This is a genomic window from Selenihalanaerobacter shriftii (assembly GCF_900167185.1).
Lineage (GTDB): Bacteria > Bacillota > Halanaerobiia > Halobacteroidales > Acetohalobiaceae > Selenihalanaerobacter > Selenihalanaerobacter shriftii.
In genome coordinates, this window is the sequence record NZ_FUWM01000029.1 from 1 (window position 1) to 26475 (window position 26475).

25 protein-coding genes and 6 tRNA genes are annotated in these 26475 nt (G+C 30.9%); 1 reads left to right on the forward strand and 30 read right to left on the reverse strand.

From position 1 onward, the window contains the following. From B5D41_RS12600 to tyrS, 19 genes are all read right to left on the reverse strand, one after another. The coding region (locus B5D41_RS12600) for a helix-turn-helix domain-containing protein (protein WP_143555723.1) at positions 1-190 on the reverse strand (190 nt) is incomplete at its 3' end. A gap of 245 nt (positions 191-435) precedes the next feature. Further along, entirely contained in the window at positions 436-1146 is a 711-nt protein-coding gene (locus B5D41_RS12605) for a cell wall hydrolase (RefSeq protein WP_234983960.1), read from the reverse strand. 18 nt (positions 1147-1164) lie between these two features. Continuing rightward, on the reverse strand, positions 1165-1686 hold the full coding sequence (locus tag B5D41_RS12610) for a YqeG family HAD IIIA-type phosphatase (protein WP_078811002.1): 522 nt from the start codon (positions 1684-1686) through the stop codon (positions 1165-1167). Between the two features lie 176 nt (positions 1687-1862). Next, entirely contained in the window at positions 1863-2564 is a 702-nt protein-coding gene (gene sigK / locus B5D41_RS12615; protein WP_407695269.1) for an RNA polymerase sporulation sigma factor SigK, read from the reverse strand. A gap of 83 nt (positions 2565-2647) precedes the next feature. Further along, a complete protein-coding gene (locus B5D41_RS12620) occupies positions 2648-2869 on the reverse strand; it encodes a DUF4911 domain-containing protein (RefSeq protein WP_078811004.1) in 222 nt (73 codons plus the stop codon). A gap of 3 nt (positions 2870-2872) precedes the next feature. Next, positions 2873-4096, reverse strand: a complete 1224-nt coding sequence (locus B5D41_RS12625) for a peptidase U32 family protein (RefSeq protein WP_078811005.1) — start codon at positions 4094-4096, stop codon at positions 2873-2875. A gap of 12 nt (positions 4097-4108) precedes the next feature. Beyond that, positions 4109-4750, reverse strand: a complete 642-nt coding sequence (locus B5D41_RS12630; RefSeq protein WP_078811006.1) for an O-methyltransferase — start codon at positions 4748-4750, stop codon at positions 4109-4111. A gap of 113 nt (positions 4751-4863) precedes the next feature. Next, positions 4864-5919, reverse strand: a complete 1056-nt coding sequence (gene mltG, locus B5D41_RS12635; RefSeq protein WP_078811007.1) for an endolytic transglycosylase MltG — start codon at positions 5917-5919, stop codon at positions 4864-4866. 143 nt (positions 5920-6062) lie between these two features. Beyond that, a complete protein-coding gene (locus B5D41_RS12640; RefSeq protein WP_078811008.1) occupies positions 6063-6362 on the reverse strand; it encodes a DUF4258 domain-containing protein in 300 nt (99 codons plus the stop codon). An 83-nt stretch (positions 6363-6445) separates the two neighbouring features. Next, the gene (locus tag B5D41_RS12645) at positions 6446-6724 is read right to left on the reverse strand and encodes a DUF1292 domain-containing protein (protein WP_078811009.1); all 279 of its coding nucleotides are present in this window, start codon (positions 6722-6724) and stop codon (positions 6446-6448) included. 35 nt (positions 6725-6759) lie between these two features. Continuing rightward, positions 6760-7167, reverse strand: coding sequence for a Holliday junction resolvase RuvX (gene ruvX, locus B5D41_RS12650; RefSeq protein WP_078811010.1), 408 nt, complete (start codon positions 7165-7167; stop codon positions 6760-6762). Positions 7168-7231: 64 nt separating this feature from the next. Continuing rightward, positions 7232-9430 (reverse strand): hypothetical protein, encoded by a 2199-nt coding sequence (locus B5D41_RS12655; RefSeq protein ID WP_078811011.1) that lies wholly within the window; start codon positions 9428-9430, stop codon positions 7232-7234. Positions 9431-9453: 23 nt separating this feature from the next. Continuing rightward, positions 9454-9717, reverse strand: a complete 264-nt coding sequence (locus B5D41_RS12660) for an IreB family regulatory phosphoprotein (RefSeq protein WP_078811012.1) — start codon at positions 9715-9717, stop codon at positions 9454-9456. Between the two features lie 45 nt (positions 9718-9762). Continuing rightward, positions 9763-12390, reverse strand: a complete 2628-nt coding sequence (alaS, locus tag B5D41_RS12665; protein WP_078811013.1) for an alanine--tRNA ligase — start codon at positions 12388-12390, stop codon at positions 9763-9765. A 126-nt stretch (positions 12391-12516) separates the two neighbouring features. Then, positions 12517-13545 (reverse strand): AI-2E family transporter, encoded by a 1029-nt coding sequence (locus B5D41_RS12670; protein WP_078811014.1) that lies wholly within the window; start codon positions 13543-13545, stop codon positions 12517-12519. Positions 13546-13566: 21 nt separating this feature from the next. After that, positions 13567-13929 carry a hypothetical protein gene (locus B5D41_RS12675; protein WP_078811015.1) on the reverse strand — a complete coding sequence of 121 codons (363 nt, stop codon included), beginning with the start codon at positions 13927-13929 and terminating at the stop codon, positions 13567-13569. After that, the gene (locus B5D41_RS12680) at positions 13926-14441 is read right to left on the reverse strand and encodes a PRC-barrel domain-containing protein (RefSeq protein ID WP_078811016.1); all 516 of its coding nucleotides are present in this window, start codon (positions 14439-14441) and stop codon (positions 13926-13928) included. The genes B5D41_RS12675 and B5D41_RS12680 overlap by 4 nt, the downstream gene beginning before the upstream one ends. Before the next feature lie 146 nt (positions 14442-14587). Then, positions 14588-15229 carry a sporulation protein YunB gene (gene yunB / locus B5D41_RS12685; RefSeq protein WP_159442964.1) on the reverse strand — a complete coding sequence of 214 codons (642 nt, stop codon included), beginning with the start codon at positions 15227-15229 and terminating at the stop codon, positions 14588-14590. Positions 15230-15290: 61 nt separating this feature from the next. Continuing rightward, the gene (gene tyrS / locus B5D41_RS12690; RefSeq protein ID WP_078811018.1) at positions 15291-16517 is read right to left on the reverse strand and encodes a tyrosine--tRNA ligase; all 1227 of its coding nucleotides are present in this window, start codon (positions 16515-16517) and stop codon (positions 15291-15293) included. Between the two features lie 202 nt (positions 16518-16719). On the opposite strand from tyrS, the gene B5D41_RS12695 reads away from it, so the two are divergent. Next, positions 16720-19116, forward strand: a complete 2397-nt coding sequence (locus tag B5D41_RS12695; RefSeq protein WP_078811019.1) for a penicillin-binding protein 1A — start codon at positions 16720-16722, stop codon at positions 19114-19116. A gap of 55 nt (positions 19117-19171) precedes the next feature. On the opposite strand, the gene B5D41_RS12700 is transcribed toward B5D41_RS12695, so the two are convergent. From B5D41_RS12700 to B5D41_RS12750, 11 genes are all read right to left on the reverse strand, one after another. Beyond that, a complete protein-coding gene (locus B5D41_RS12700) occupies positions 19172-21556 on the reverse strand; it encodes an endonuclease MutS2 (protein ID WP_078811020.1) in 2385 nt (794 codons plus the stop codon). 21 nt (positions 21557-21577) lie between these two features. Beyond that, a complete protein-coding gene (locus B5D41_RS12705; protein ID WP_078811021.1) occupies positions 21578-22534 on the reverse strand; it encodes a Nif3-like dinuclear metal center hexameric protein in 957 nt (318 codons plus the stop codon). A gap of 42 nt (positions 22535-22576) precedes the next feature. Next, positions 22577-24289, reverse strand: a complete 1713-nt coding sequence (gene polX, locus B5D41_RS12710; RefSeq protein WP_078811022.1) for a DNA polymerase/3'-5' exonuclease PolX — start codon at positions 24287-24289, stop codon at positions 22577-22579. Positions 24290-24315: 26 nt separating this feature from the next. Further along, a complete protein-coding gene (locus B5D41_RS12715; protein ID WP_078811023.1) occupies positions 24316-24804 on the reverse strand; it encodes a CvpA family protein in 489 nt (162 codons plus the stop codon). A 6-nt stretch (positions 24805-24810) separates the two neighbouring features. Next, positions 24811-25287, reverse strand: a complete 477-nt coding sequence (locus B5D41_RS12720) for a cell division protein ZapA (RefSeq protein ID WP_078811024.1) — start codon at positions 25285-25287, stop codon at positions 24811-24813. Between the two features lie 235 nt (positions 25288-25522). Further along, positions 25523-25597, reverse strand: a tRNA-Gly gene (locus tag B5D41_RS12725). Between the two features lie 8 nt (positions 25598-25605). After that, a tRNA-Tyr gene (locus tag B5D41_RS12730) sits at positions 25606-25691 on the reverse strand. 149 nt (positions 25692-25840) lie between these two features. Next, positions 25841-25915 (reverse strand) — tRNA-Gly (locus tag B5D41_RS12735). An 8-nt stretch (positions 25916-25923) separates the two neighbouring features. After that, a tRNA-Tyr gene (locus B5D41_RS12740) sits at positions 25924-26009 on the reverse strand. Positions 26010-26205: 196 nt separating this feature from the next. Further along, a tRNA-Glu gene (locus B5D41_RS12745) sits at positions 26206-26281 on the reverse strand. Positions 26282-26312: 31 nt separating this feature from the next. Beyond that, positions 26313-26386, reverse strand: a tRNA-Gln gene (locus tag B5D41_RS12750). Positions 26387-26475: the final 89 nt, after the last annotated feature.

Consider the following 26475-nt stretch of genomic DNA (forward strand, 5'->3'; position numbering starts at 1 on the left):
TATTACCTTTAATTTGAGAAACTGTGCCACGCTTTAACTCGTTTCTAATCGTATTAGAAGCTCTACCTAAGCGTTTTGCAATAGCATAAGCAGACATTCCTTCGGAATGTAATAATGCAATTTGACCACGCTCATAAGCATTTAGGTGTTTATTTTTTCGAGATTTTGGTGTATTATTTAAGTAGTCCATAGTGTGCACCCTCCTGTAATGTTTTTATTTTGTGGTGATTTAATTATATTACAGTTTGGTCCACTATGGGCATTTTTTTATTAATTTTTTATTAGTTCAAGTTAATTTTACAATGAAGCAATATTAATTAATCATAAAAAATACAAAGTAACTATATATATTGTAATATTAAATTAGTATTTCTGCAAGTCTGATATATGTCAGTTATTATCATTAAATAAAAAGGACCTAATAATTAGGTCCTTTTAATCAGCAAAAACATGATTATCGATTTTAACAACTACTGGACGTGAAGAAATCCATTTAACCTTTGTTGCAATTTTAGGATTATAAAAGAATAAAGCACGACTAGTTGGGTCGTATCCCATTAAAGCAGCTTCAGCGGCTTTAATAGATGTCTCAGTAGGAGATAACTTAATCTGCCCATCTGCTACAGAAGTAAATTGTCTTTCGTCATAAATAACTCCTTCAATACTATTTGGAAATTTATCACTATCTACTCTATTTAAAATAACTGCTCCTACAGCTACCTGACCTCTATAAGATTCTCCCCTAGCTTCTCCATTAATAGCACTAGCTAGGGTCATTACTTGTTTTTTAGAAAAGTTATTCTGCAGAAAATAATTATTAATTTCTAAAGAATTAAAAGTTTTTTGTCCAACAATTCCATCAGGCTTTAAATTTATTTCGCTTTGAAACTTTTTGATAGCTTTTACTGTTTCTTTCCCAAAAAGACCATCTATACCACCATCATAATATCCTAAAACTCTTAATTGAATCTGTAACCCAGCCACATCTACTCCTTCATCACCATATCTTAAACTTCTTGCTCCTAGTACAGAATCATAATTACTGCTAGCCTTTACTCCTTCTTTTTCAATGAATATTGACACTAATAGAATAATTATTAAAAATATTAATAATTTATGATATCTTGAAAGTGTTCTCATCTTCATTTCACTTTCAGCCTCCTTCTAAATAAATTGGTTTTCTTTTAAATATTTTTTAACTTTTCTTTCTATTATTCTAATCAATTTAGTACTTATTAATTCCTTCTTTGCAATCGGCTCTACTAAAATAGTTAATAAATCTAATCTATTTCCACCATAAATATCTGTAAACAATTGATCCCCGATTACAGCAATCTTTTCTGGATTTACTTCTAGTATATTCATTGCTAGCTTAAATGCTCTTTTTCTAGGTTTAAAAGCCTTAGAAATAGCTGGTAAATCTAAACAATTTGATACTTTACTAACTCTATACTGTAAACTATTTGATAGAATGCAAACAGAAATTCCAGCTTCTTTAACTTTAAAGATCCATTCTTCTATTTCAGGCCTAATTATTTTATTATTCCAAGCTAATAGAGTATTATCTAAATCACAAATTAAACCTTCAATTCCTATACTTTTTAGATACTCTAAATCAACTTCATAAATATTATTATGATGTAGATCAGGACAAAGTAAATTTCTAATGATTTTCTCTAATCCCATCTTATCTACCTCTATTCATACCCCAATAGAATATAGTTATACAGTATAGATTATAACACATTTTACACAAATTTCAAGTAAGATTAAGAGATATCATAAATACGTTTACCAAAAAGATGAAATTTTATTCAAAAAATTGAATTATTGTCATAAATAAAAAGAAAGAAGGTTAAAATTTAACCTTCTTGATAAAAAATTTTATATAATTTTTCTAAAGCTTTCTTTTCTATTCTAGATACATATGAACGAGAAATACCAAGTCTACTAGCAATCTCTCGTTGAGTAAATTTTTTAGCATTATTTAAACCATATCTCATTTTAACAACTTTCTTCTCTCTTTCGGTTAATTCATTTAACTTTTTATATAGCCGCTCTCTATCTAGAGTGAATTCTACTTCACTAGGTACTGCATCAAAATCTGTACCTAAAATATCAATTAGAGCAATTTCATTTCCTTCTTTATCAGCCCCAATTGGCTCATGTAATAATACTTCTCTTCTAGTCTTTTTATTCTGTCTAAAATGCATTAAAATTTCATTTTCAATACACCGTGAAGCATAAGTGGCTAATTTCACATTTTTAGAAGGGTCATAAGTATTTATAGCTTTAATTAAACCAATAGACCCAATAGAAATTAAATCATCAATATCTTCATTAGTATTATCAAATTTTTTTACTATATGTGCTACTAAACGTAAATTATGCTCAATTAAAGTTCTTTTCGCTTCGTCTTCTCCTTTAGATAATCTTTCTAAACATTCACTTTCATCCTCAGGGTCTAAAGGATGAGGAAAAACATTATTATTGGTAATATACGAGACCAAAACCATGATCCCATCTAACAAACTATTACTCAGTTCAAATAAAAAACCTATTATCACTTTTAAGCCACCACCCCCATATTATTAATACTCTACTTATATTTATATGGGAAGGCTTAAAAGATTGTGCCTGTACAATATTATTTTTCTATATTAATAATCTCCAATTGTACTTTAGTTGCTAAATCATCCAAGATTTTTAAAACATCTCCTTTATTACTAGGTGGTACTCCTAGCTCCATTAATCCTTCTTCTCCACCAATAATAGTAACCATAGTTAATCCTTCATAGGCCTTTAAAATTTTATCTACAAAAGCCATCTCTGATTTTTTAACTTCAATTTTAATAGTAAGTGTGTCCATATCCTAATCTTTTTTCTCCCTTCTTACTAAATCATATTTCTGCACTGGATTCTTAACCTTAACCGTAATTAACTGATGTGGATGAGGTGCATCTGGAATAAACTCTCCTTCTTCATCTTTAATATATTCTATTTCTTCAATAAACGTTTCAGTCTTAGGGCCAAAAATTTCTATAACATCATTAACAAAAAATTTATTTCTAACTTCAATTACTGCTTCATTAGTCTCCGGTAAATATTCTTGAACAATCCCCATAAAATCGAATCCTCTATAGTAAGCAGATGAATCATAATTCTGTTCTTTATGACCTGGCCGTCCAAAATAAAACCCTTTAGTATAATGACGGTGACTAATCTTTTTTAATTCAACCAACCACTCTTCATTAAATTGATAATTATCAGGACCTTTAGCCCATTCGTCTAATGCTTGTCGATAAGTTCTAGTTACAGTTGCTACATAATGAAGACTTTTCATCCGACCTTCTATCTTTAAGCTAGATAAACCTGTAGTCATCAACTCAGGAATATGCTCTATCATACATAAATCTTTAGAGTTAAAAATATATGTCCCTTGATCATCTTCATAGACAGGATAATATTCTCCTGGTCTTTCTTGCTCCATCAAAGTATATTTCCAGCGACAAGAATGAGCACATTCCCCTCTATTAGCGTCTCTATTAATCATATAATTACTTAATAAACATCTCCCTGAATATGATATACACATAGCTCCATGTATAAATGCTTCAGTATTAACCTCTACTCGTTGATTAATCTCTTCAATTTCATCTAGACTCAATTCTCTAGCTAAAATAACTCTTTGTACACCTTGTTCTCCCCAAAATTTAACACTTTTCCAATTAACATTATTAGCCTGTGTACTTAAATGAACTTCCAATCTTGGAGCAACATCCTGGACAATACTTAAAACACCAGGATCAGCCACAATTACTGCATCTATCCCTAATTTTTCTAATTCTTTTATGTATTCTGGTAGACCTGATAAATCATCATTGTGAGGAATCATATTAATAGTCACATAAACCTTAACTCCTCTTTTATGAGCAAAACATAAACCTGTTTTTAATTCATTTATAGTAAAATTATTAGCAGCTTTTCGCAAACTATATGATTGACCACCAAGATAAACTGCATCTGCTCCATATAAAACTGCTATCTTTAACTTTTCTAAGTTCCCTGCCGGTGCTAATAATTCAGGGATTTTCATCGCTATTCCCCCTTATTTTTTTAAACTAACTGCTAGTCCATCACCTAATGGTAATATAGATGAATCTAATTTTGAATGATTCATTACTGCTTTTATATATTCTCGTAATCGATAAGTTAATGTATCATACCTAGGGTGCATTAGTTCATCAGTACTAACCATACCCTTAAATAAAATATTATCTGCTACAATTATTCCTCCATCAGCAACTAACTCTAAAGAGTGTTCTAAATAATTCATATATTGACCTTTAGCAGCATCAATGAAAATTAAGTCAAACTCTTTCTCTAAAGTAGGCATTATCTCTATCGCATCTCCTACTAATAATTCAACTCTATCTTCTAAACCTAACTCTTTAAAATTCTTTCTAGCTACTTTAGCATCACGTTCTTTTAATTCAATAGTTACTATATTAGCTTGATTAGCCTTAGCTAACCATAAAGTAGAATAACCTGTAGCTGTACCTAATTCTAATATATTTTCTGATTGATGAATAGAAACTAATAAAGATAAAAACTCACCTATCTCAGGCTCAACTATAGGGATGTTTCGAGCTAAGGCCTCTTCTTCTAACCGTTTTAAATCTCCACTACGCTTTGATGTGATTTCCTCCATATACTTTTGCATATGCTCAGTTAAAATGTTTTTACTCATAATTTTCACTTCCCAATAACATTATTAATATTTATAACACTTAAACCCCTTAACTTTTTAATTAGTATCTCTTTAAACTATTGAATAATTCATTTAAATAATTAACACTAAAATTAATATTTTAATTCATTCTGTAGTCTTATATGCTGCCGATATGTTTCACTAAATTTATGCTCCCCGTTATCTAAAGCAAAGTAATATAAGTAATCCGTATCAGCAGGATTAAGTGCAGCTTTAATTGAGGCTAAACCAGGATTATTAATAGGGCCTGGTGGCAAACCTAAGTTCTGATAAATATTATAAGGTGATTTTAAAGTTAAGTCACTATATAATATCTTATCTTTATGCCCTGGTATAATATATTGGATTGTTGCATCAATTTGTAAAGGCATTCCAATTTCCAACCGATTATAGATTACACTTGAAACTAATCTTCTTTCTGAATCATATTTAGCTTCTGCTTCTATTAACGAAGCAATAGTAATTATTTGATCCAAATTATAATCACTCTTTTTTATCTTAGATATTAAATTCTGATTCAATTTATCTTTAAACTCATTTAACATCTGATTAATAATTACCTTTACTTCAGCTCCTTTGGCAATCCGATAAGTTTCTGGAAAAAGATATCCTTCTAATAGATAATTACGATTATTTAAATTTACCTCTTCTGTTACATCTTTTAAAAAAGGATAATTTTTAATCTCTAAATTTTTCATAGTAATTAAAAATTCATCTGCACTAAATTCAAACTGCCCAGCTACTCGTTGAGCAATTTCTTCTATTGTAAAACCTTCTGGAATAGAAAATTGATACATAATGACTTTACCTTTACTTAATTTATCAAGCATTTGATTAATGGACATGCTAGTGTCTAACTTATAGTACCCTGTCTGTAATTTAGCTTCTACTCCCTTAACCTTAGCCATTATTTTAAATAGTAATGGATCTCTTATTAACCCTTTTTTATCTAAAAGATTAGCCACTTGATTACTACTAAAGCCTGGTTTTACTCTAATTTGATAATGATTAAATTCACTTTTATCAATCGGACCCGTTATTTCTTGCCAATAAGAAATACTCGCTAAAAAAAGAATAAAAATGACCATAACAATTACAGCGACTGAATTATGTCTTTTGTGCGAGTTAATTTTTAGCAAACTTCCCATCCTCTCTTTTACCCTCGATACATTAGGAATATTCTTTACCTATTATAAACAATTCCATCTCATTTGGCAAATTAAAAGATAGGTATCTATAAATAAAAAAGAATACAGAGAGTTAAATAACTCTCTGTATTCTTAAGTGATTTTTAAGCAATCTCTTCTAATAATGTACCATCCTTAATATGTATATTAGCCCTGTCAATCACTGTAATTACTACTGCCTTACATTCTCTCACTTCAATTATTACAGCCAGATTATTCTCTTGGTCCACAATTGCTATTTCATCACCAGAATTATTATAATTCAGCAATTTGTCACCTAAACTAAGAATAATCCCTGTCACTACATCGCTTTCAATTGCTCGTTCTTTCATTCTCTGGAGAGCATGAGTAGTACTCTCTATTCGAAAGTAACGACTGTCTAAAAAGCACTCTGCTAGCAACATATAAAGCCCCCCTCTAAATTAGATTGTAATTATATTATTTACATTTGAAGGGGGCTTTATACCTATAACTATAAAAGAATTAGTTACTGGTATAATCTCTCAATTTCATTTTGAACTTTTGCTAATTCTTCTTCATTATCAATAGGCAGTAATACTTCTGTCCCTGAATCATCCGTTGTTAACTTAAGAGCATAACCTTCTCCTAAATCTAGTTCATCTTCCCTAACTAGAATAAAGTATTGATTTCCTTCAATCTCCAATTCATCTTCAATTGAAAATTTAATCTCTGTGCCATCAACCTCTTCTAAAACAGCAACTCCTTCTTCCAAATTAAACTTATTAATCTTTCCCTCTTCAGCCATAATTCATATCACCTCAGTTTATATTTTTGGAATTTCTATTGACCATCTAAATAGTTCTGTAAAATGACCACTGCTGCCATCTTATCAATTACTTTTTTTCTTTTTCTTCTACTAATATCTGCCTCTATTAAAGTTCTTTCTGCAGCAGCTGTTGACAATCTTTCATCCCAAGTAATAATTGGTAGATCTATCTTTTCTTTTAATGAATCTATAAATACTAAAGTCTTTTCAGCTCTTGGACCTAATGTTCCATTCATATTTTTAGGTAGTCCTACAACGATCTTATCAATAGTATACTCCTCAATTAAGGACTTTAATTCTGTTATTACGTCATCTAGTGAAGTATTCTTGATAACCTTTTTTCCTTGAGCAGTTAATCCTAAAGCATCACTAACTGCTACACCTATCCTTTTATCTCCAAGGTCCAATCCTAATATTCTCATATACCTCCATCATACTCCCCTCTGGCCATCTATCCTTATTCTTTTTATATCAAGGAACTAAATATTATAGTTCAAAGCGTCTAATTACTAAATATACAAATGTAACTACTGCAGGCAATAATAAGGTAGCCGTAGCCACTACTCCAGAATCATTAACTAACATAGTAACTATACTACCACAGATTACTCCACTGAAACCATAACGTAAAAATGAATAATCATCAATAATCTGTCTAACTACTCCAGCAGGATATTTAAATAGAATAGCTAAAATAAAAATGAATGATAATATAACTTTGGTCCAAATGGTCCATTGTAACAATTTTAAATTCATACTCACTTTTCTATGAATAATACGTATAAATTCTGAAAAACCACCATTCTTAATTAATAAAACTGTTCTTCCAATATGAGTAGTACTTCGATTAGATGCTATAGTGTCATATATAACTAAACCTCCAATAGCAACTCCTACTAAAATTATTATAAATAATATCTGCTTTACATTAAATTGATATCCCTTAATCAAAACATATGTAAAGGTAAAAGCAGCTAAAGAAGTTAATAACCCTCCAAAATTAGCTCCTATTTTAGGGTGACCAATAGTGAGAATTACTAATATAAATAATAGTGGTAATATGAAATCTTTCCACTTGCTCCACTTAGGAAATCGGTCAAATAATCCAGTAATTCCAATTAAGACTGTTCCAATCAATAATCCCATAAATTCATTTCCAATTCCATAAAATCTAGCTCCAATTACCGGTGAATATCCTAAAACAGACCTCTTAATTAATCCTGCCTCATTCCAAAGATCATAAATTAATAAACCAGAAATAAGATTAAGTATAATTAGGACAGTATCTATTTCATGAGCTACTACTCTTTTTAGTAAATAAACTATTCCTAAACTTAAAAGAAGAAATAACCCTATAGCTGAATAAAGGCTAAAAGAAATGAAGTATTTAGATAATAATAGAAATAATGGAATAACCAATAAAACTATTAAAAAGTACTCTACTAAATTTTTTAAAAAATCAGGGATTCTATTTTTAAATAAAATTATTATAGCAGCTAAAATCAAAATAATTATCTGTAATAAAATAAACCCCTTAATTAGAGTTGGTCTCCAAGTAAATGTTTTAATAATCTGGTCATTCAATCTTTTTAAATTAATTAAAGCTCGCGATGTACTAATAGTGTAAATAGGATTACCTATCATTTGAATCGGTTTATTCTTTACATTTAAGGAGTCTAAAATAGTAGGAGCTATATCTACATTAGCAATAATTCCTGAACGTTTAGTAGTAGATGAAGTTAAAAGCCCTCTATCAACTCCTTTCCCAGCTAAAATGGTTAAGGTTAACTTTCTACCTTCTTTCTGAGCTCTATCAGAAGGCGTTGGAGTAGCTATCATAATTTGATCTTTTTGTAAATTAATTTTATTTAATACTTTACCTAATAGTTCATCTGCCCTTTGTATAGTTTCTTTTTTTAATTGGATAAATCGTTTAATCAACAATGCTGAACGAACCGATTCTACTCTCGCAGTATCCCCTGATTCAACTATAATAAGTTTAGCTTTAGATTTATATTCATTAAACTTATTCATTATATATCGTTGGTTAGTTAAAAAACCAAAAGGATATTGGTCAGTACTAACTAAGTTTTTTTGACCAATATCCCCTAACCCAATACTACCTTTGGGATTAATTCCAACTAAGCCTATGGTTCTACCTAATTTATGTTCCAAAGTCTGGTTCTGATAATCACTATTCCCAACAACTGCTATCGACACTCCTGCTTCACCTAATTTTTTACCTAAAAGACCTGGTTGAGCATTATATTCTCCGGATTCGCTATCTTTAATTATCTCTGAAAATCTAATATTAACTACTTCTTCTCCACTTAATTTATTACCAGTCAAAGCTTGATATACGTTATTAACACTTTTCCCATAAAATTGAGAATCTACATTGAAGGTGTAATTTGCAACTACACCAGTATTGGCTCTACGACCAGCACCAATAGTCAAATATGTATCAGGTGGAGTTAAACTACCACTAGTTCGACTATTCATTAAACCTATTGAACCATTTTTAATTAAATAATCTATATTAGGAGTTGGAGTCTCCAAAATTTCTTTAAAACTAACCTGATCTATAATAAATAATACAAAGTTATTATCAGACTCATTACTATAAGCAGTCATAGAACCTAATAAACAAAATAAAATCAATAATAGGAAAACCTTCTTTAGCATCCTAATCCACTCCAATATCAATATTAATCGGTTTCCCTCTCCTCTAAATAAGAACGGACTAATTCTTCAATAATTTCATCCCTATCAAACCTTCGAATCTTACTTCTAGCATTCTGATAACTAGTAATATAAGCCGGGTCCCCAGATAAAATATAACCTACAATTTGATTAATAGGATTATATCCTTTTTCTGCTAAAGCTTCATAAACTTCAGCTAAAACTTCAGAAACCTCTTTAATATCTTCTTTTTTTACTTTAAACATCATAGTCCGATCATTTTTACTCATTATATCTCCCACCTTAAAATCATTTATAATTTATATCCTAATAATTTAATTACCAGCTATTATTTCACGCGCCTTTTCAAAAGCATCATCTAACTTTTCAGGTTGGCTCCCACCAGCTTGTGCCATGTCTGGACGACCTCCACCGCCTCCACCAGCTACTCTAGCTACTTCACCAATAATTTGTCCGGCATTAAAGCCTTGATTCACTAAATCTTGAGTTACTATACTTACAAAAAGTACTTTCTCTCCTAAATTAGAAGCTAATAGAATAACTCCTGATTCAATCTCTGTTTTCATATTATCTCCCATAGTCCTTAAACCATCTGCATCCATACCTTCAACCTTTTCTAAAATTACATTAATATCATTAATCTCTTCTTGATTAGAAATTAAATCATCTACTTGAGAATTAGCCAGTTTATCTTTTAAAGCAGTAATCTCTCCTTCTAATTCTTTAATTTCAGTCTGTAATTTCTCTGTACGCTCTATAAGATTATCTGGGTTTGTTTTTAATTTAGTAGCTACCTCTTTAAGTATATTTTCTCTGTGATTTATGTAATCAATAGCATATTCTCCTGTTACAGCTTCAATTCTCCTAACTCCAGCTGCAATCCCACTCTCATTTACAATTTTACAAAGGCTGATTTCTCCTGTTGCAGCTACATGAGTACCTCCACATAATTCTAAACTATAATCTCCTATCCTAACTACCCTTACATTTTCACTATATTTTTCACTAAAAAGAGCTGTAGCTCCTAACTCTTTAGCTTCTTCAAGAGTAGTTTCTAATACTTCTACTTCTAAATTATTCATAACTTGCTGATTTACTTTTTCTTCAATTTCTCTTAATTCTTCATCAGTAATAGCTTCAAAATGAGTAAAATCAAATCTTAAACGATTAGGTTCTACTAAAGAACCTGACTGTTCTACATGCTCCCCTAATGTCTCTCTTAAAGCTTCATGTACAAGGTGAGTAGCAGTGTGATTTCGTCTAATATCTTTTCGTCGCTGAGATTTTACCCTAGCAGTTAATTCAGTACCTAAAGCTAATTCTCCTTCTTCTACTACTACTTGATGAATGATTAATTCAGCTTTCTCTTGGGTGTCAACTACAGTAGCTGTTAATTCATCTCCTAATAGAGCTCCTTGATCTCCTATCTGTCCACCACTTTCTGCATAAAAAGGAGTCTTAGATAAGATTACTAATCCCTCTTCACCTGCTTTTAAGCTATTTACCATTTTATTATCTATTACTATTTTTAAAACATCTGCTTTACTTTCCATCATTGTATAACCTACAAATTCTGGCTTATTTATTTCATTTCTAATTTCTTTAAATAATTTAGTCTCTGCATGGTCTTGCTCATGATCCTCCCGCGCTGCTCTTGCCCTAGCCCTCTGTTCAGCCATAGCCGATTCAAATCCAGCCTCATCTATCTTATATCCGCGTTCTTTTGCAATCTCCTCTGTTAACTCTTTAGGAAATCCATATGTATCATAAAGAGTAAATACTTTATCACCTGGTATAATTTCTTGATTATTTTGGTCTAACTCCTCAATTAGTTCTTCTAAAATTTGAATTCCTTGATCTAATGTCTCTTGGAATCTAATTGCTTCATTCTTTATTACTTTCTTAATCTGTTCCTCCTTCTCAGTAATCTCTGGATAAACATCTCCCATTATATCTACTATTACTGGTACAATTTTATGTAAGAAAGGAACTTTTAAATTTAATTTTTTTGCATAACGAACTGCTCTTCTTAAGATTCTACGAATAACATAACCTCTACCTTCATTAGATGGTAAGACTCCATCTCCTATCGCAAATGTAACTCCACGAATATGATCAGCAATCACTCGATAAGCCATAGTTATATCATCATTTTCCTGATAATCAAATTCTGTATGCTCACCAATGAAATTAGTAATCGGTTGGAATAAATCTGTTTCATAATTAGTATCTACACCTTGTACTATTGAAGCAAGTCTTTCTAATCCCATTCCCGTATCTATATTCTTATTGGGTAGTGGATTATATTCTCCATCATCAGTTAGGTCATATTGAGTAAAAACTAAATTCCATACTTCTCTGTAGCGATCACACTCACAACCAAATTTACAATCATCGCTACAACCAAAATCTGCCCCCATATCATAATGAATTTCAGAACATGGACCACAAGGTCCAGTACCAATCTCCCAAAAATTTTCATCCTTACCCATTCTAACTACTCTCTCTTTAGGAATTCCGATCTGATTAACCCAAATATCAAAAGCTTCTTCATCATCTTTATAAATCGAAATCCAAAATTTACTGGAATCTAATTTCATTTCCTCAGTTAAGAATTCATAACTCCATTTTATAGCCTCTTCTTTAAAGTAATCTCCAAAAGAAAAATTTCCTAACATCTCAAATAATGTATGATGTCTAGCCGTATTTCCCACATTTTCAATATCATTGGTCCGGATACATTTTTGAGAATTAGATACTCTAGTATTAGGTGGAGTAGCTCGTCCATCAAAATAAGACTTAAACGGAGCCATTCCAGCATTAATCCATAGTAATGTAGGATCATCTTTAGGAACTAAAGGAGCACTTGGTAAGATTAAATGTTCTTTGCTTTCAAAGTACTCTAAAAATTTCTGGCGAATCTCCTTGCTTGTCATTGTCATAATCAATCTTCCTCCTTATATATCATCCATAACCGTTAAAACTCTTACATCTATTAAATTATATATACTTAATTTATATAATACTAAAAAAGGCTTATATTGTCAACATTCACCTCTATCTATTTATTATATTACTAGACTAACAAAATGATTAATAATTACTTTAATTACTCCTGCGGTAGGTACTGCTAATAACATGCCAATGATGCCCAATAATTCTCCTCCTACCAACAAAGAAAAAATAATAATAATAGGATGCAAACCTACTTTATCCCCAACAATCTTCGGAGAAATAACACTTCCTTCTAATTGTTGAATAATTGTGAAGAGAATCAATACACCTAAAACCGCTTTCATAGATTTAAATGATACAATAAAAATCGCAGGTAGTACTCCAAAAATTGAACCTAAATAAGGAATTAAATTCATGATACCAGCAAAAATACCAATGATTAAATAAAATTTAACTTTCAAAATATAAAGACCTGTAATTGATAATAACCCTACAAATAACGAAACTAATAATTGCCCTTTTACATATCCTAATAAAACTTCATCTATTTTTTTAAATAACTGTTTAGCTTCTTTTCTATTCTTTTTAGGAATTAAACACCAAAAATTTTTCTTAAGCATCTCTATATCCTTTAACATATAAAAAGCTAAAATTGGAGCCATAACTAAGCTAAAAAATCTAGATAAAACTCCAATGATTACAGCAGTAGTCTTTTCTACAAACCTAAGAATGACTGTTTGAATCCTATTAATAGTATTATCAATAATTGTACGAATAGTAGGAGGAAGATTAATATTATCATATTTATAATTAATTCTATCAATTATCTCTTGAATTTTTATACCATAGTCAGGCAGTCTTTGAGCTAAAGTATTTAACTCTTCAAGTAATGGTGGCACAGCAAAAAAACCAATTATAAAAATTCCACTAATTAAAAGAATAAGAATTAAGCCTAATGCTAAATTCCGTGATACTCCTTTATTTACCAACCAATCAATGAATGGTTCTACTAAATAAACTATTAAAATAGCCAAAATGAATGGTAATAAAACAATTCTAAATAAATATAAAAAATAGATAAATCCAATTAATATTAATAATAATAATGCCTTTTTTTCTTGTTTAACATCTTTATCTTCCAGTGGTAATCAACTCCTAATTTATTAAGATTCATCATCAGGGCTTAAATTCTGCATCCTTTCTTGAATTAAATTAAGTTTTTTCATTAACTTTTCATTATCTTCTCTGCCATTACTTTGATTATTCTTCTTTTTTTCATTAAATGCATTAACCTCTGTTTGCTTATTATTACCATCACTAACCTCTCTTAAAACCCCTGACTTTCCTGAGCTTTTATCTAATTGTTGAACAAGACTATCAAATAAATTATTTTCTGTATTTTGAGAGCCATTATTTGAATCTTTCATTGCTTTAGAAGTTACATCATTTATAATACCCATTATTAGTAATGTGCTAATCCCTCCTACAGCCATTCCTTTCCAAAATCTTTTACTTAAAATACTCATTTTAACTGCTCCTCTCTATTATTTATTTGTTGATAATCATCTAAATTTGAAACGATTACTACATCTTCACCATATTTTAAATCATTAGAAATATTTAGCAATCCTCGCCCTTCCAGTATATCTTGAACTAAACCATCAGTAAGCTCATAAGCATCAAGCTGTCCATTAATAGGATCTAAAATAATGTCTTCAATATTTCCTAATTCTTTCCCATCATTCGTTACAACTCTAATGCCAATTACACTTCCCGCAGCGCCATTTAAACATTCTTTATTCTTATCTCTTTTAGTTACTGCTGATTCATCTTCAATAGTAACAGCATCTTCCCCTATGCTATGTAACTCATCATAAGGGATCATCTGTTTTCCTTGCAACCAACTTCCTCCATCAATTATTAACCCAGTAATACTTTTAGTTTCAGGATCAAAAGTGATATCTTCAACACTCCCCACTTCTTTACCAGTTTGTAAATTAATAACTGGCAAATCTATAATTTCGTGACCCTTATACATACTCAGCCTCCTTACCTAATAATCTAATTTCCAAACTAATGTATCTGTTATTATATCCTGAACTTCTTTTTTATACACACATAAATAGTTTTAAAAATTGGAAAGCGGCTTAGCTATAGCTAAACCGCTTAATCATTTCTTTTCTTTTATTTTTCTTTACTAATTAATCCTTGATCTAAACCAACATAAACTTCTGGTACTCTACCTACTATTATTGCCTCAGTTAAAGGAATAGTAGTCTGAACTTTAATATCTTCACTTATAAATGGTACTACTACTCTAGTACTAGTAGTCACTTCTAAATCAATTTTATGTCGTGTCTGATTAATACCAGCTGGTTGAAAGTAATCAACTATATCAGTCTTTAATGAGCCATGAGGTACAATTTGAGCATTTAATTTAGGGCCGTAATTAGCTAAAACTTGAATCCCAAACATCTGAGCAACTGGTAATTGAACTCTATGTTTTTTAATTTTTTGTAAAGATTCTTGAATTTGTAAAGAAATCTGTGAAGAAACTTGATTTATTTTATGAAGATTAGGCTGCATAAATATAATATTTCCCTGATGATCAGTCTTAGTCCTAACTAAATCATCATAATTAAGCTGAGTTGATTTTTGATATACAGCCCGATTAATTGCTTCGGTTACTAAACTTGAAGCTTTAAGTTCAGCAATCTCATATAAAATAGGTCTTAAGGCAAATTCTACTAAAAAGACTATTAAACTACTTAATAGAATAGTCACAATTAATATCGTAACTAATAATCTTTTTAACGTAATATTCAAAATAACCACCTCTTAACAGTCTATGTGTTAAGAAGTGGTTATGTGCATTATTATATTCTATTTAATTCAAAGCTATTCGAGCAAATCTTCTTTTACCTACTCTAACTATCATTCCATCTTCAATATCTATATCTATATTAATTTTATCATATTTCTTATCATCTATTCTAACAGCACCTTGTTTAATCATACGCCTAGCTTGACTATTACTATCTACTAATCCAGTAGCAGCTACTAATTTTACAATCCATAATTGACCGTCTTCTAACTCACTACTAGAGATCTTTACCTCAGGCATATCTTCAGGATTTTCACCTTCCTTAAAGACTCTTTCAAACTCTTCAGCAGCTTTATCAGCCATATCGGAATCATAATATTTAATAACAATTGTTCTAGCTAATTTTTTCTTAGCCTTCATTGGATGGATATCACCATTTTCAAGTCCTGATTTAATTTCTTCTAATTCATCTAAGGAAATATCTGTTAACAGTTCAAAATAACGTGCTAATAATTCATCAGGAATTGACATCACTTTCCCGTACATATCATTAGGAGTGTCATCAATCCCAATATAATTATCTAAACTCTTACTCATTTTCTTAACTCCATCTAACCCTTCTAAAATCGGCATCATAATTATTACCTGAGATTCCTGTCCATATTCTTTCTGTAAAGTACGACCTACTAATAGATTAAACTTTTGGTCTGTTCCTCCTAGCTCGACATCTGCTTTAATTGCTACTGAATCATATCCTTGCATTAATGGATAAAAGAATTCATGAATACTAATTGGTTGATTATTTTTATACCTTTGTGAAAAGTCTTCTCTTTCTAACATTCTAGCTACTGTATAATTAGCAGATAGATTAATTACATCTGTAAAGTCCATCTCCCCTAACCATTCACTATTAAATACCAATCTTGTCTTATCTGGATCTAAAACTTTAAAGATCTGTTCTTTATAAGTTCTAGCATTCTCCTTAATATCTTTTTCACTTAACTGTGGTCTAGTCTTTGACTTGCCAGTTGGATCTCCAATCCGTGCTGTAAAATCTCCAATAAGTAATATCACTTCATGACCTAAGTCTTGGAACTGCTTTAATTTTTGTAGTACAACTGTATGCCCCAAGTGAATATCTGGTGCTGTAGGATCTAATCCTAACTTTACTTTTAAAGGCCTGTCTTCTTTTTTAACTTGCTTTAACTTCTTTTTTAATTCATCCTCAGAAATTAATTCTGCAACACCACGTTTAATAACTCTTAACTGTTCTTCAATATTAATACTCATATTCTAATTGCCTCCTAATAAAAATCTATATAATAATAATTTTAACTATCAATTACAAATATGCTATAATATTATAACATAACCAAATTAGAATATCAATAAATGATACTAATACACCATGCTAAAATTTTCATTATATCTTATACTATATATATTTTTTTATTTATGTTATAATAGATGATAAAAGGAGGATCCAAGAATAATGAGTAATAAAAATTCTAATTTTAAGAAGATATCTATTATCGTTATTATATTAATAATTGCTATCATATCAGGCGCCATGGTCGGTTCCATAGCTTGGATTATTAAAGAAGCACCAGATATATCTAATTATGGTCGTTGGAAACCTAGTGAAGCCACTATGATTTATTCTGAAGATGGAAAATTATTAACTCGACTCTATCAAGAGAACCGAGATTATGTTCCTATATCAAAGATCCCAAAAAATCTACAAAATGCTATAGTAGCTATTGAAGATAACCGCTTTTATGAACATTACGGAGTTGACCCTTGGGCTATTGCTAGAGCTCTTTGGGTTGATATTAAAGGTGGAGGAATTATTCAAGGTGGTAGTACTTTAACTCAACAATTAGCTAAAAATGCTCTTTTAACTCATGAACGTACCATTTATCGTAAAATTCAAGAAGCTTATTTAGCTATTCAATTTGAACGAATGTATACTAAAAAGGAAATCTTAGAATTTTATTTGAATGAAATCTATCTAGGTCATAGTGTTTATGGTGTCCAAACTGCTGCTAAGTATTATTTTAATAAAGATGTTTCAAATTTAAATTTAGCTGAAAGCGCTTTAATAGCAGGGCTGCCAAAAGCACCTAATCATTATTCACCTTATGAAGATCCTAAAGCATCTAAGAGAAGAAGGAATATTATATTAAACCAAATGGCTAAGTACGGATTCATATCCGAAACAAAAGCTAAAAAGACTAAAGATCAACCAATCAGGCCTAACAAAGGTTTAATCAATAAGAAAGAAATAGCCCCTTATTTTGTTCGTCATATTCGAGATAAATTAATTGATATGTATGGAGCTCAAGCTGTATATAATAGTGGATTAAAAGTCTACACAACATTAGACTATAATCTACAAATGAAAGCAGAACAAGCTATTGATAAAGCTTTTAATAGTTATATACCAACAGTTAAAAAAGAAAAAGGTTACGGACTTAAACAACCTCAAATCGCTTTAACAACTATTAATCCACAAAATGGCCATATTAAAGTTATGGTCGGTGGTCGCGGTGATGACAATAAATATAATCGAGTTACTCAAGCCTACCGTCAACCAGGTTCAGCTTTTAAACCTTTTGTATATGCTTCTGCTATTGAAAAAGGTTATTCTCCTGGATCAGTAATTGATGATATTCCTGAAGCATATAAAGTTGGCAAAGATGAGGAAGATGTTTGGATTCCTAAAAATTATGATGATAAATATCTAGGACCAACTACTTTACGGATCGGTCTTGCTAAATCGATTAATGTTATGGCAGTAAAGTTATTAGATAAAGTAGGGATTAAAGATACTATTAAACTTACTAAAAAAATGGGAATTTCCAGCCTTGTAGAACGAGGCAGAAAGAATGATAATAACCTTGCCTTAGCTTTAGGCGGATTAACTAAAGGTACTACTCCTCTAGAGATGGCTTCTGCTTATGGAGTTTTAGCTAATCAAGGAATTAAGGTAAATCCTATTTCTATCTTAAAGGTAGTAGATAGTAGAGGAAATGTCTTATTTGAAAACGACCCAGAACAAAAGATTATTCTTTCAGAAGATGTAGCATATTTGGTTACTGATATGTTAAGATCAGTTCTTTCTCGAGGGCCATTAGTTTGGGGAACCGGCTGGAGAGCTAATTTAGGTAGACCTGCTGCTGGTAAGACAGGTACTACTTCTAATTATACTGATGCCTGGTTTGTAGGATATACCCCTGATTTAACTACTAGTATCTGGATTGGAGAAGACGCTCCAGCAAAAATGGAATATAAAGTTTATAATGATAACGGAGAAGTTGTTAAAGATAAAACAGGTGAACCAAAAACTGAAATTGTCTCCAGTGCTGAAACAGCTAGATTGTGGGGAGATTATATGCGCAGTGCTATTAAGTCTAAACCAGTTAAAGACTTTAAGCGACCAAATAATATAATTACTAAAAAAATCTGTGTTGAAAGTGGATTACTACCAAATGAATACTGCCCTGAAGATAGTATTAGGGAAGAATTTTTTATTAAAGGTACAGAACCAACTAAAGTAGGCAACTTACACAAACCTACTATTGAAGTTAAAGTTGATAATTCAACTGGTCAACTAGCTACAAGCGGTTGTCCGTCTGAAGATGTATCAACTTACACTTATCAACGAGATACTCATATAAGAGTAGATGAAAATGGAGTTCCTATAAAATTAGTAGATGAAGAAACTGGGGTTCCAACTCGTGATGAAGCTGGAAACTATATCTACGAGAGAATGCCTGAGGAAGAATGTAGTCTTCATGAAGGAGGACTCCAAGATAAGATTCAAGAACAAACAGATAAAATTAAAGATAAGTTCTGGGAGTTCTTTGATATGATGAATAAACAATAAAAGAATAAAAAATAGACAGACTGTGAATTCACAGTCTGTCTATTTTTTATTTAAACTACAGCTTTACTATGGTTACGCCTAAACCACCTTCATTCTCATTCCCTATTCTATAATCTTCTATTTGAGGATGTTCCTCTAATAAATCATGAACTACTTCGCGTAAGACACCTGTTCCTTTTCCATGAATAATTTCTGCTTCTGACACACCTGCTAAATAAGCATCATCTAAATATTTATCTAACTTTCCTTTGGCTTCTACAGCCCGTAATCCTCTTAGATCTAACTTAGGAGAAATCTGTCTTGACTTCTTACCTCTAATCTTATTAACTGAATTATTTCTATTTACAAACTTATCTTTTTTAGCTCCTTCTTTAATTTTCTCTAATCTACTAACTTTTATATTCACCTTTATAGGACCGCTTTGAACCAAAGCTTCATTCTTATTAGGTAAGATTTCAATAACCTCACCTTCTTTATTTAGATTTTTAATTCTGACTTTATCACCTACTTGTAAGTCTTTAGGTGCTAAACCTAACTCCTCTTCTTCTAAGCCTTCTTCCATTTCTTTTCGCTTATTACTAAGTTGATGACGGTATCTATCTAATTTACTCTTAGTTCTATCAACATCTTTATGGTCAACTTCCACTTTTTGTTTAAAATCATCAATTACTTTATTTGCATCTTCTTTTGCTTCAGTAATAATCTCTTCAGCTTCAGAATAAGCTTCACTTTTAATCTCTTTTTCTAATTTCTTAAGTTTCTTAAGTTTTCTATTATATTCTGCTTTTAAATCATCAACCTCTCTTTCCTTCTTTTCTATTACTTCTTCATTTTCTACAATATTCTTCTTGCTCTCCTCTATATTTTGAATAATTTCATCAACTTCAACTTTTTCCTTACTTAACATATTACGGGCACTATCTATTATTTCATCATTTAAACCTAATCTATTAGCAATTTCAAAAGCATTACTACGTCCTGGTAATCCCATTTGTAATTTATAAGTCGGCTGTAAAGTTTCAATATCAAATTCAACTGAAGCATTTTCTACCCCATCTTTTTGATAAGCAAATGTTTTTAGCTGACTATAATGGGTAGTAGCAATAGTATCAACTCCTGCTCTTTCATGTAATTCTTCTAAAATAGCCTTTCCCAAAGCAGCACCTTCAGTAGGATCTGTACCTGCTCCTATCTCATCCATTAAAACTAAAGTATTCTCTTTAGCATATTCTAAAATTTCTATAATCCTAGTCATATGTGAGGAAAAAGTACTCAAATTCTGTTCAATACTCTGTTCATCACCTATATCACCATAAATTTGGTTGAAAATAGCTAACTTTGAGCCAGATAAAGCTGGAATATGTAATCCAGACTGTGCCATTAAAGTAAGTAAACCTACAGTCTTTAAAGTTACAGTCTTACCTCCTGTATTAGGACCAGTAATAACTAAAGTACTGGCTTCTTCACCTAATTGAATGTCAATAGGCACTACCTCTTCTGGCTCAATTAGAGGATGTCTTGCTTTTTGCAAGTTAATAAACTGGTCTTGATTTAATAAAGGCTCTGAACCATCTATTTGTTGACTATACTTAGCTTTAGTAAATATAAAATCTATAAAAGCTACACGTTTTAATGTTTCTTTAATCCTTTCTAATTCATCCTTAACTTTTAATGTCATTTCTTTCAATATCCGATAAACTTCTTCCTCTTCTGCTGACATTAAACTTCGTAATTTGTTATTTAACTTAACAACAGCCATAGGTTCAATAAAGACTGTCTGACGACTTGCTGATTGGTCATGAACTATTCCTGAAACCTTATTTTGAAACTGACTCTTAATAGGAATTACATATCTTTTATCTCTAATAGTTATTAACGAATCCTGAATAAACTTCTCATATTTCCGAGAACTCAAAATAGAATTAAGCTTATCTTTAATTTTCTGACTATGGTTAGTAATCTGTCTTCGTATATTCTTTAATTTATTGCTAGCACTATCTAAAACATTTCCTTGATTATCAAATGACTTTTTAATATCCCGCTCCAAAGGTTTAAAATTTTCAATCTGCACTCCATACTTAACAACATCTTCATACTCATTTTCTTCATCTTCTAAGGTAAGAAGGTATTTTTTTAATTTACGACTACTTTCTAAAGTAATAGCTATATTAAATAAACTCTTCCCATCTAAAACTATCTCTTTACTAACTTTTTTTAATGATTCTCTAACATCTTGAATTCCACCTAATGGAACCCCAGACTCTCTATTCAAAATCTTCTTAGCAGCAGTAACTTCTGCTTGACGTTCTTGAATATATTCTAAATTCCTAACTGGCTTAAGTTGTTCAATTAATTTTTTACCTAGCTTAGAAGCACTATGCTTAATTAGTCGTGCTTTAATCTTATCGAATTCTAAGATATCTAATACATGTTCTCTCAAAACCTACTATCCCTCCTGTAATTATCTTTCAATTCTAATTAAACCAGAACAAGGAACTACTTCTATATCATTTTGCTGCAGTTTATCAAGAAAAAGATTCATTCCTATAGAATCACTAGCAATATGACCAGCAATTATTACATTAATATGATTCTCTTCTGCTTTCTCACGATGTTCTTCACCAATATGCATACATACTAATGTCCCTACTCCGGCTTGAGATAAATTTTCAAAGGCCTCTTTAGAACCTCCAGTACCACCTGTCATATCTACTACTACTTTTCCAGTACGTCTTTCTTCACTTCCTACAACTACTTTAGGTCCAGCTTTTACACCAACTGCTTCTTTATATTCTGGAATATCTTTTAATAATTTCACTACGTCTTCTACTCTTTCAGGATCTTTTTCATCAATCTTTTCTTGTAAAAAGCTAGTTACTAAATTATCAGCTGGAGTATGAACACACATTAAAGGAATATCAAAAATTCTAGCTGCATCTCTAGCCTTATTATGATTTAGTGGCATTATACCACGTTCTACTTCGCTAATTCTTTCTGCCATGATTCCTTCCGCAACATTAATTGGCACCCCATGTTTATGCAAAATATCTTCTTGCATATGCATTACCTGATATAAAGCTGCTAACGCTTTTCCTTCTGGATGATGAGCCATTACTAAATCTACTTTTTCACCCTCACCTTTTTCATTTAATCTATCAGCAATTAAAACTTCACCTACATCAATATCGACTCCAACTAAAATTTTATTTACTTCCCTATCAGAATCTCCATATAATATTCGTGTGTCAGAATAAGGATTCTCTAATTTTTCTGTATCGAACTCTTCTTTTTCATCCTCATCCATCTTGTTATACTTCTCTTTTAATCTATCCAAATCTTCTTGCACTTTATCTTCACCACGTAAATCAGCTTTAATTCCAGTTTCAATTGCTAATTCATATATTTCTTTTAACTTCATAATTAAACGCCTCCTTGGATTATTATATCTTTTTAATTATAATTACCTAATTAATTGTAATAATTCAGTTAATGAATAAGTATTTATTACTTCCTTAGGTTCAATCCAACCTTTTCTAGCATTGTAAACTCCAAATTTAATATTATCTAACTGCTGAGTATTATGAGCATCTGTATTAATCACTATTTTAGCTCCGGCTTCTTTTGCCAAACGTAAATGTTCACTACTTAAATCTAACCTTTGTGGAGATGCATTAATCTCTAAAATCGTCTCTGTTTCTACTGCCTTTTCTATTACTTTTTCAATATCAACAGCATAAGGACCCCGTTTCCCTAATAATCTACCTGTTGGATGACCTAAAATATTGACTTCTTTATGCTCCATAGCTCTTAAAATACGATTAGTCATCTCTTCCTTCGAATTATTGAAACCTGAGTGAATAGAAGCAACCACTATATCTAATTCTGATAATAGTTTAGAATCATAGTCTAATTGCCCATCATTTAAAATATCTACTTCGCATCCTTTTAAGACTCGAAAATCATTCAAGACTTCATTAATCTTATCTATTTCATCAATCTGTTTTTTTAATTCATCTATCTGTAAGCCACCAGCTACTCCTAATGACTTAGAATGATCACAAACAGCTAAGTATTCATAACCTAGCTCTTTACAAGCAGTTACCATCTCTTCAATAGTATTACCACCATCACTCCAATGAGTATGCAGGTGCAAATCTCCCTTAATATCTCTAACTTCTAATTTTTCTGGTAATTCATCACTTAATGCTAATTCAATCTCTTTATCACCTGTTCTAATTTCAGGAATAATATAAGGTAAATCCAAAATTTCATAAACTTCTTTTTCTGAACTAAACTCTTGTTTCTCACCTGTACTCATTGAATATAAACCTGATGCCTGTAATTTATAACCCTTATCTACTGCAATCTGAGATAAAATATCAAAATGCTTTTGATTTCCAGTAGCAGCTGTTAATGTAGTAAAGAATTCATATTCAGAAATAAAAGTTACATCAATAGCAACACCAAATTTGCTCATCAATATAAGCTTTTCATTAGATTCAGTAATTACTTTATTTATTAAGGATAATTCTTTTATTATTTGACTAATCGATTGTGGATTATCAGTAGCTATTAATAAATCTATATCACTAATTAATTCAGATTTTCGCCGTAAACTCCCTACTACTTCTATCTTATTAACTTCATTAAATCTAGAAAAAATATCCAGTAATTCTTGAGCTAAAGTAGTCGCTAAGTCTAAATTAACCTTTCCATTCCGTTTTTCAGCTTTCTTAATAGCCTCTAAAATCTTAAATTCAGTCTTAGCACCAATTCCAGATAATTCTCTTAACTTACGATTTTCCGCTTCCTTTTTTAGTTTAGCCAGACTATCTATGGCTAATTCATCATAAAAAAGTTTTACCTTTTTAGGACCTAATCCAGGTAAATTTAATATCTCCAATAATCCTATTGGAATTTCCGATTTTAATTCCTCATATTTAGTAGCAGTTCCACTTTCCAAAATTTCATCAATAGTAATGGCTAAACCTTCACCAATTCCTTTAATTTCTTGCAATCTATCGCTATCTACTAATTCTCTAATGTTTTGATCTAAATTCTTAATTTCTTTGCTTACATCATAATAGGACTTAATATGAAAATAATTAGCACCTTTAAGTTTCAATAAATCTCCTATATCTTTTAACATCCAAGCAACCCTTAAATTATCCATTAATAATCACTTCACCTCTATCTACTTTAATTTATAAATTCCTGTAATTGTTCTTCAAAGACTGGAGTTAAAGCTAAAAACTTATCTGCAAAAATTGAAGTTTGAATTGAATCTTCAATAGTTGCAAAAGGCATACGATTAATTAAGATTAATAATATGTATACTACTAAAAAACCTTTAGCCAAACCTATAATAGATCCTCCAAGACCATCTAACATCGAAAGCAATAAAAGTCCAGTTAGTTTACTTAATAAGTAACCTATAATATTTATTACAGCGCTAAATGCAATAGTAATTAAAGCAAAAGAAATTACATCAGCAATAGGTTTTGTTAAAGATACATTTTCAGTAAAATAAACAGATACTAATTGATATTGGGTTGCAGCAATATAAAAAGCAATAATTAGAGCAATAATAGAAATAACCTGCCTAATTAATCCTATCTGATAACCTCGTAAAATTGAAATTATAAGAACAACTATTATTCCAAAATCTAATAAATTAATCCCAGACATCAACTCTTAATCCTCCTTACCAAATTCTGTCAAGAACGCATCATACTCCTCTTCTAATTCACAATAATCCTTTTTTAAGCCTGTATATTTCTGCTCTAACTTATTGTGTGCTTTCTTTATAGCATCATACTTTTTTTGTAATGTTTCATACTTTTTCTTTAAATTATTATGTTCATTAGATAACTCTTTATACTGCTGATCTCTTCTATACTCTTTTGTTTTACTCGTTTTAAATTTATTTTTAATAGTTTTCTTCTCCTCTTCTGCTTTATAATACTTATCTGCCAAATGTAAAGAGGATAAAACCATAATTCTAATCCTACTTAATCTATTATTCTGATTATTGACTTTCTCTATTTCATCATTAACAGATTGAGCAACTTGTTTAATATATTCTGCTGATTCTTCAGCTTTAATAACATACTCATCTCCAAAGATCATTACTTTTACTTTTTTATCATCATTCTTACCTTCTTTACTCAAATTAACTACCTCCTGATTATTCTATAACCTTTAATTTCAATCAGTTAAGGTTAATAACTATATATTATTTCAATATCAATAACTAAAGTCCTGCACAAGACACTATGTAACTGCTAATTTTATAATATTATAAAATTACTTTGATTAATATTTAACACATATTTATATATTAATATTAAAAATATATAAATAAAAAAAGACTATCAATTATGATAGTCTAAGATTCAAAATAAAATGGAGCGGAAAACGAGATTTGAACTCGCGACCTTCTCGTTGGCAACGAGACGCTCTACCACTGAGCTATTTCCGCACATTTAATGGTGGAGGGGAGAGGATTCGAACCTCTGAAGGCATCGCCGGCAGATTTACAGTCTGCTCCCTTTGGCCAACTCGGGCACCCCTCCACAGTATTCAATTTATTAACAATCTACTTACAACAATTATTAATATATCACTTTTTATACTACTTGTCAACAATTAAAAATTGCAAGTTTTTAACTATAATTATAAACACTTAATTAAGAAATAAAATAATCTAAGATTCAAAATAAAATGGAGCGGAAAACGAGATTTGAACTCGCGACCTTCTCGTTGGCAACGAGACGCTCTACCACTGAGCTATTTCCGCACATTTAATGGTGGAGGGGAGAGGATTTGAACCTCTGAAGGCATCGCCGGCAGATTTACAGTCTGCTCCCTTTGGCCAACTCGGGCACCCCTCCACAGTATTTAACTTATTAACAATCTATCTACAACAATTATTAATATATCACTTTTTATATTACTTGTCAACAATTAAAACACAGTACCCTCTAGGTTTTAGAAAACAAAACCTGTCGTGAATAACCTGCATACTATTATGGCATCCCTACAGGTTTTAGAAAACAAAACCTTTCGTGAATGATTTGCATACTATTATGGCATCCCCAAGGGGATTCGAACCCCTGCCGCCAGGATGAAAACCTGGTATCCTAGGCCACTAGACGATGGGGACCCAGATTAGTTAATATTGTTAACTGTTATAGTGGCTGGGATGGCTGGATTCGAACCAGCGATACAGGAGTCAAAGTCCTGTGCCTTACCGCTTGGCGACATCCCAACATCTTTAATTTTTTTAATAATTATAATAATATTCGGCAGTGACCTACTCTCTCACAAGGCTACCCTTGCAATACCATCAGCGCTGGA

Coding starts and splice junctions, on each gene's coding strand:
- B5D41_RS12605 (WP_234983960.1), bottom strand. CDS start 1,146: ATGAAGATGAGAACACTTTCAAGATATCATAAATTATTAATATTTTTA.
- B5D41_RS12610 (WP_078811002.1), bottom strand. CDS start 1,686: ATGGGATTAGAGAAAATCATTAGAAATTTACTTTGTCCTGATCTACAT.
- B5D41_RS12620 (WP_078811004.1), bottom strand. CDS start 2,869: ATGGACACACTTACTATTAAAATTGAAGTTAAAAAATCAGAGATGGCT.
- B5D41_RS12625 (WP_078811005.1), bottom strand. CDS start 4,096: ATGAAAATCCCTGAATTATTAGCACCGGCAGGGAACTTAGAAAAGTTA.
- B5D41_RS12630 (WP_078811006.1), bottom strand. CDS start 4,750: ATGAGTAAAAACATTTTAACTGAGCATATGCAAAAGTATATGGAGGAA.
- mltG (WP_078811007.1), bottom strand. CDS start 5,919: ATGGGAAGTTTGCTAAAAATTAACTCGCACAAAAGACATAATTCAGTC.
- B5D41_RS12640 (WP_078811008.1), bottom strand. CDS start 6,362: ATGTTGCTAGCAGAGTGCTTTTTAGACAGTCGTTACTTTCGAATAGAG.
- B5D41_RS12645 (WP_078811009.1), bottom strand. CDS start 6,724: ATGGCTGAAGAGGGAAAGATTAATAAGTTTAATTTGGAAGAAGGAGTT.
- ruvX (WP_078811010.1), bottom strand. CDS start 7,167: ATGAGAATATTAGGATTGGACCTTGGAGATAAAAGGATAGGTGTAGCA.
- B5D41_RS12655 (WP_078811011.1), bottom strand. CDS start 9,430: ATGCTAAAGAAGGTTTTCCTATTATTGATTTTATTTTGTTTATTAGGT.
- B5D41_RS12660 (WP_078811012.1), bottom strand. CDS start 9,717: ATGAGTAAAAATGATCGGACTATGATGTTTAAAGTAAAAAAAGAAGAT.
- alaS (WP_078811013.1), bottom strand. CDS start 12,390: ATGACAATGACAAGCAAGGAGATTCGCCAGAAATTTTTAGAGTACTTT.
- B5D41_RS12675 (WP_078811015.1), bottom strand. CDS start 13,929: ATGAGTATTTTAAGTAAAAGATTTTGGAAAGGAATGGCTGTAGGAGGG.
- B5D41_RS12680 (WP_078811016.1), bottom strand. CDS start 14,441: ATGTATAAGGGTCACGAAATTATAGATTTGCCAGTTATTAATTTACAA.
- tyrS (WP_078811018.1), bottom strand. CDS start 16,517: ATGAGTATTAATATTGAAGAACAGTTAAGAGTTATTAAACGTGGTGTT.
- B5D41_RS12695 (WP_078811019.1), top strand. CDS start 16,720: ATGAGTAATAAAAATTCTAATTTTAAGAAGATATCTATTATCGTTATT.
- B5D41_RS12705 (WP_078811021.1), bottom strand. CDS start 22,534: ATGAAGTTAAAAGAAATATATGAATTAGCAATTGAAACTGGAATTAAA.
- polX (WP_078811022.1), bottom strand. CDS start 24,289: ATGGATAATTTAAGGGTTGCTTGGATGTTAAAAGATATAGGAGATTTA.
- B5D41_RS12715 (WP_078811023.1), bottom strand. CDS start 24,804: ATGTCTGGGATTAATTTATTAGATTTTGGAATAATAGTTGTTCTTATA.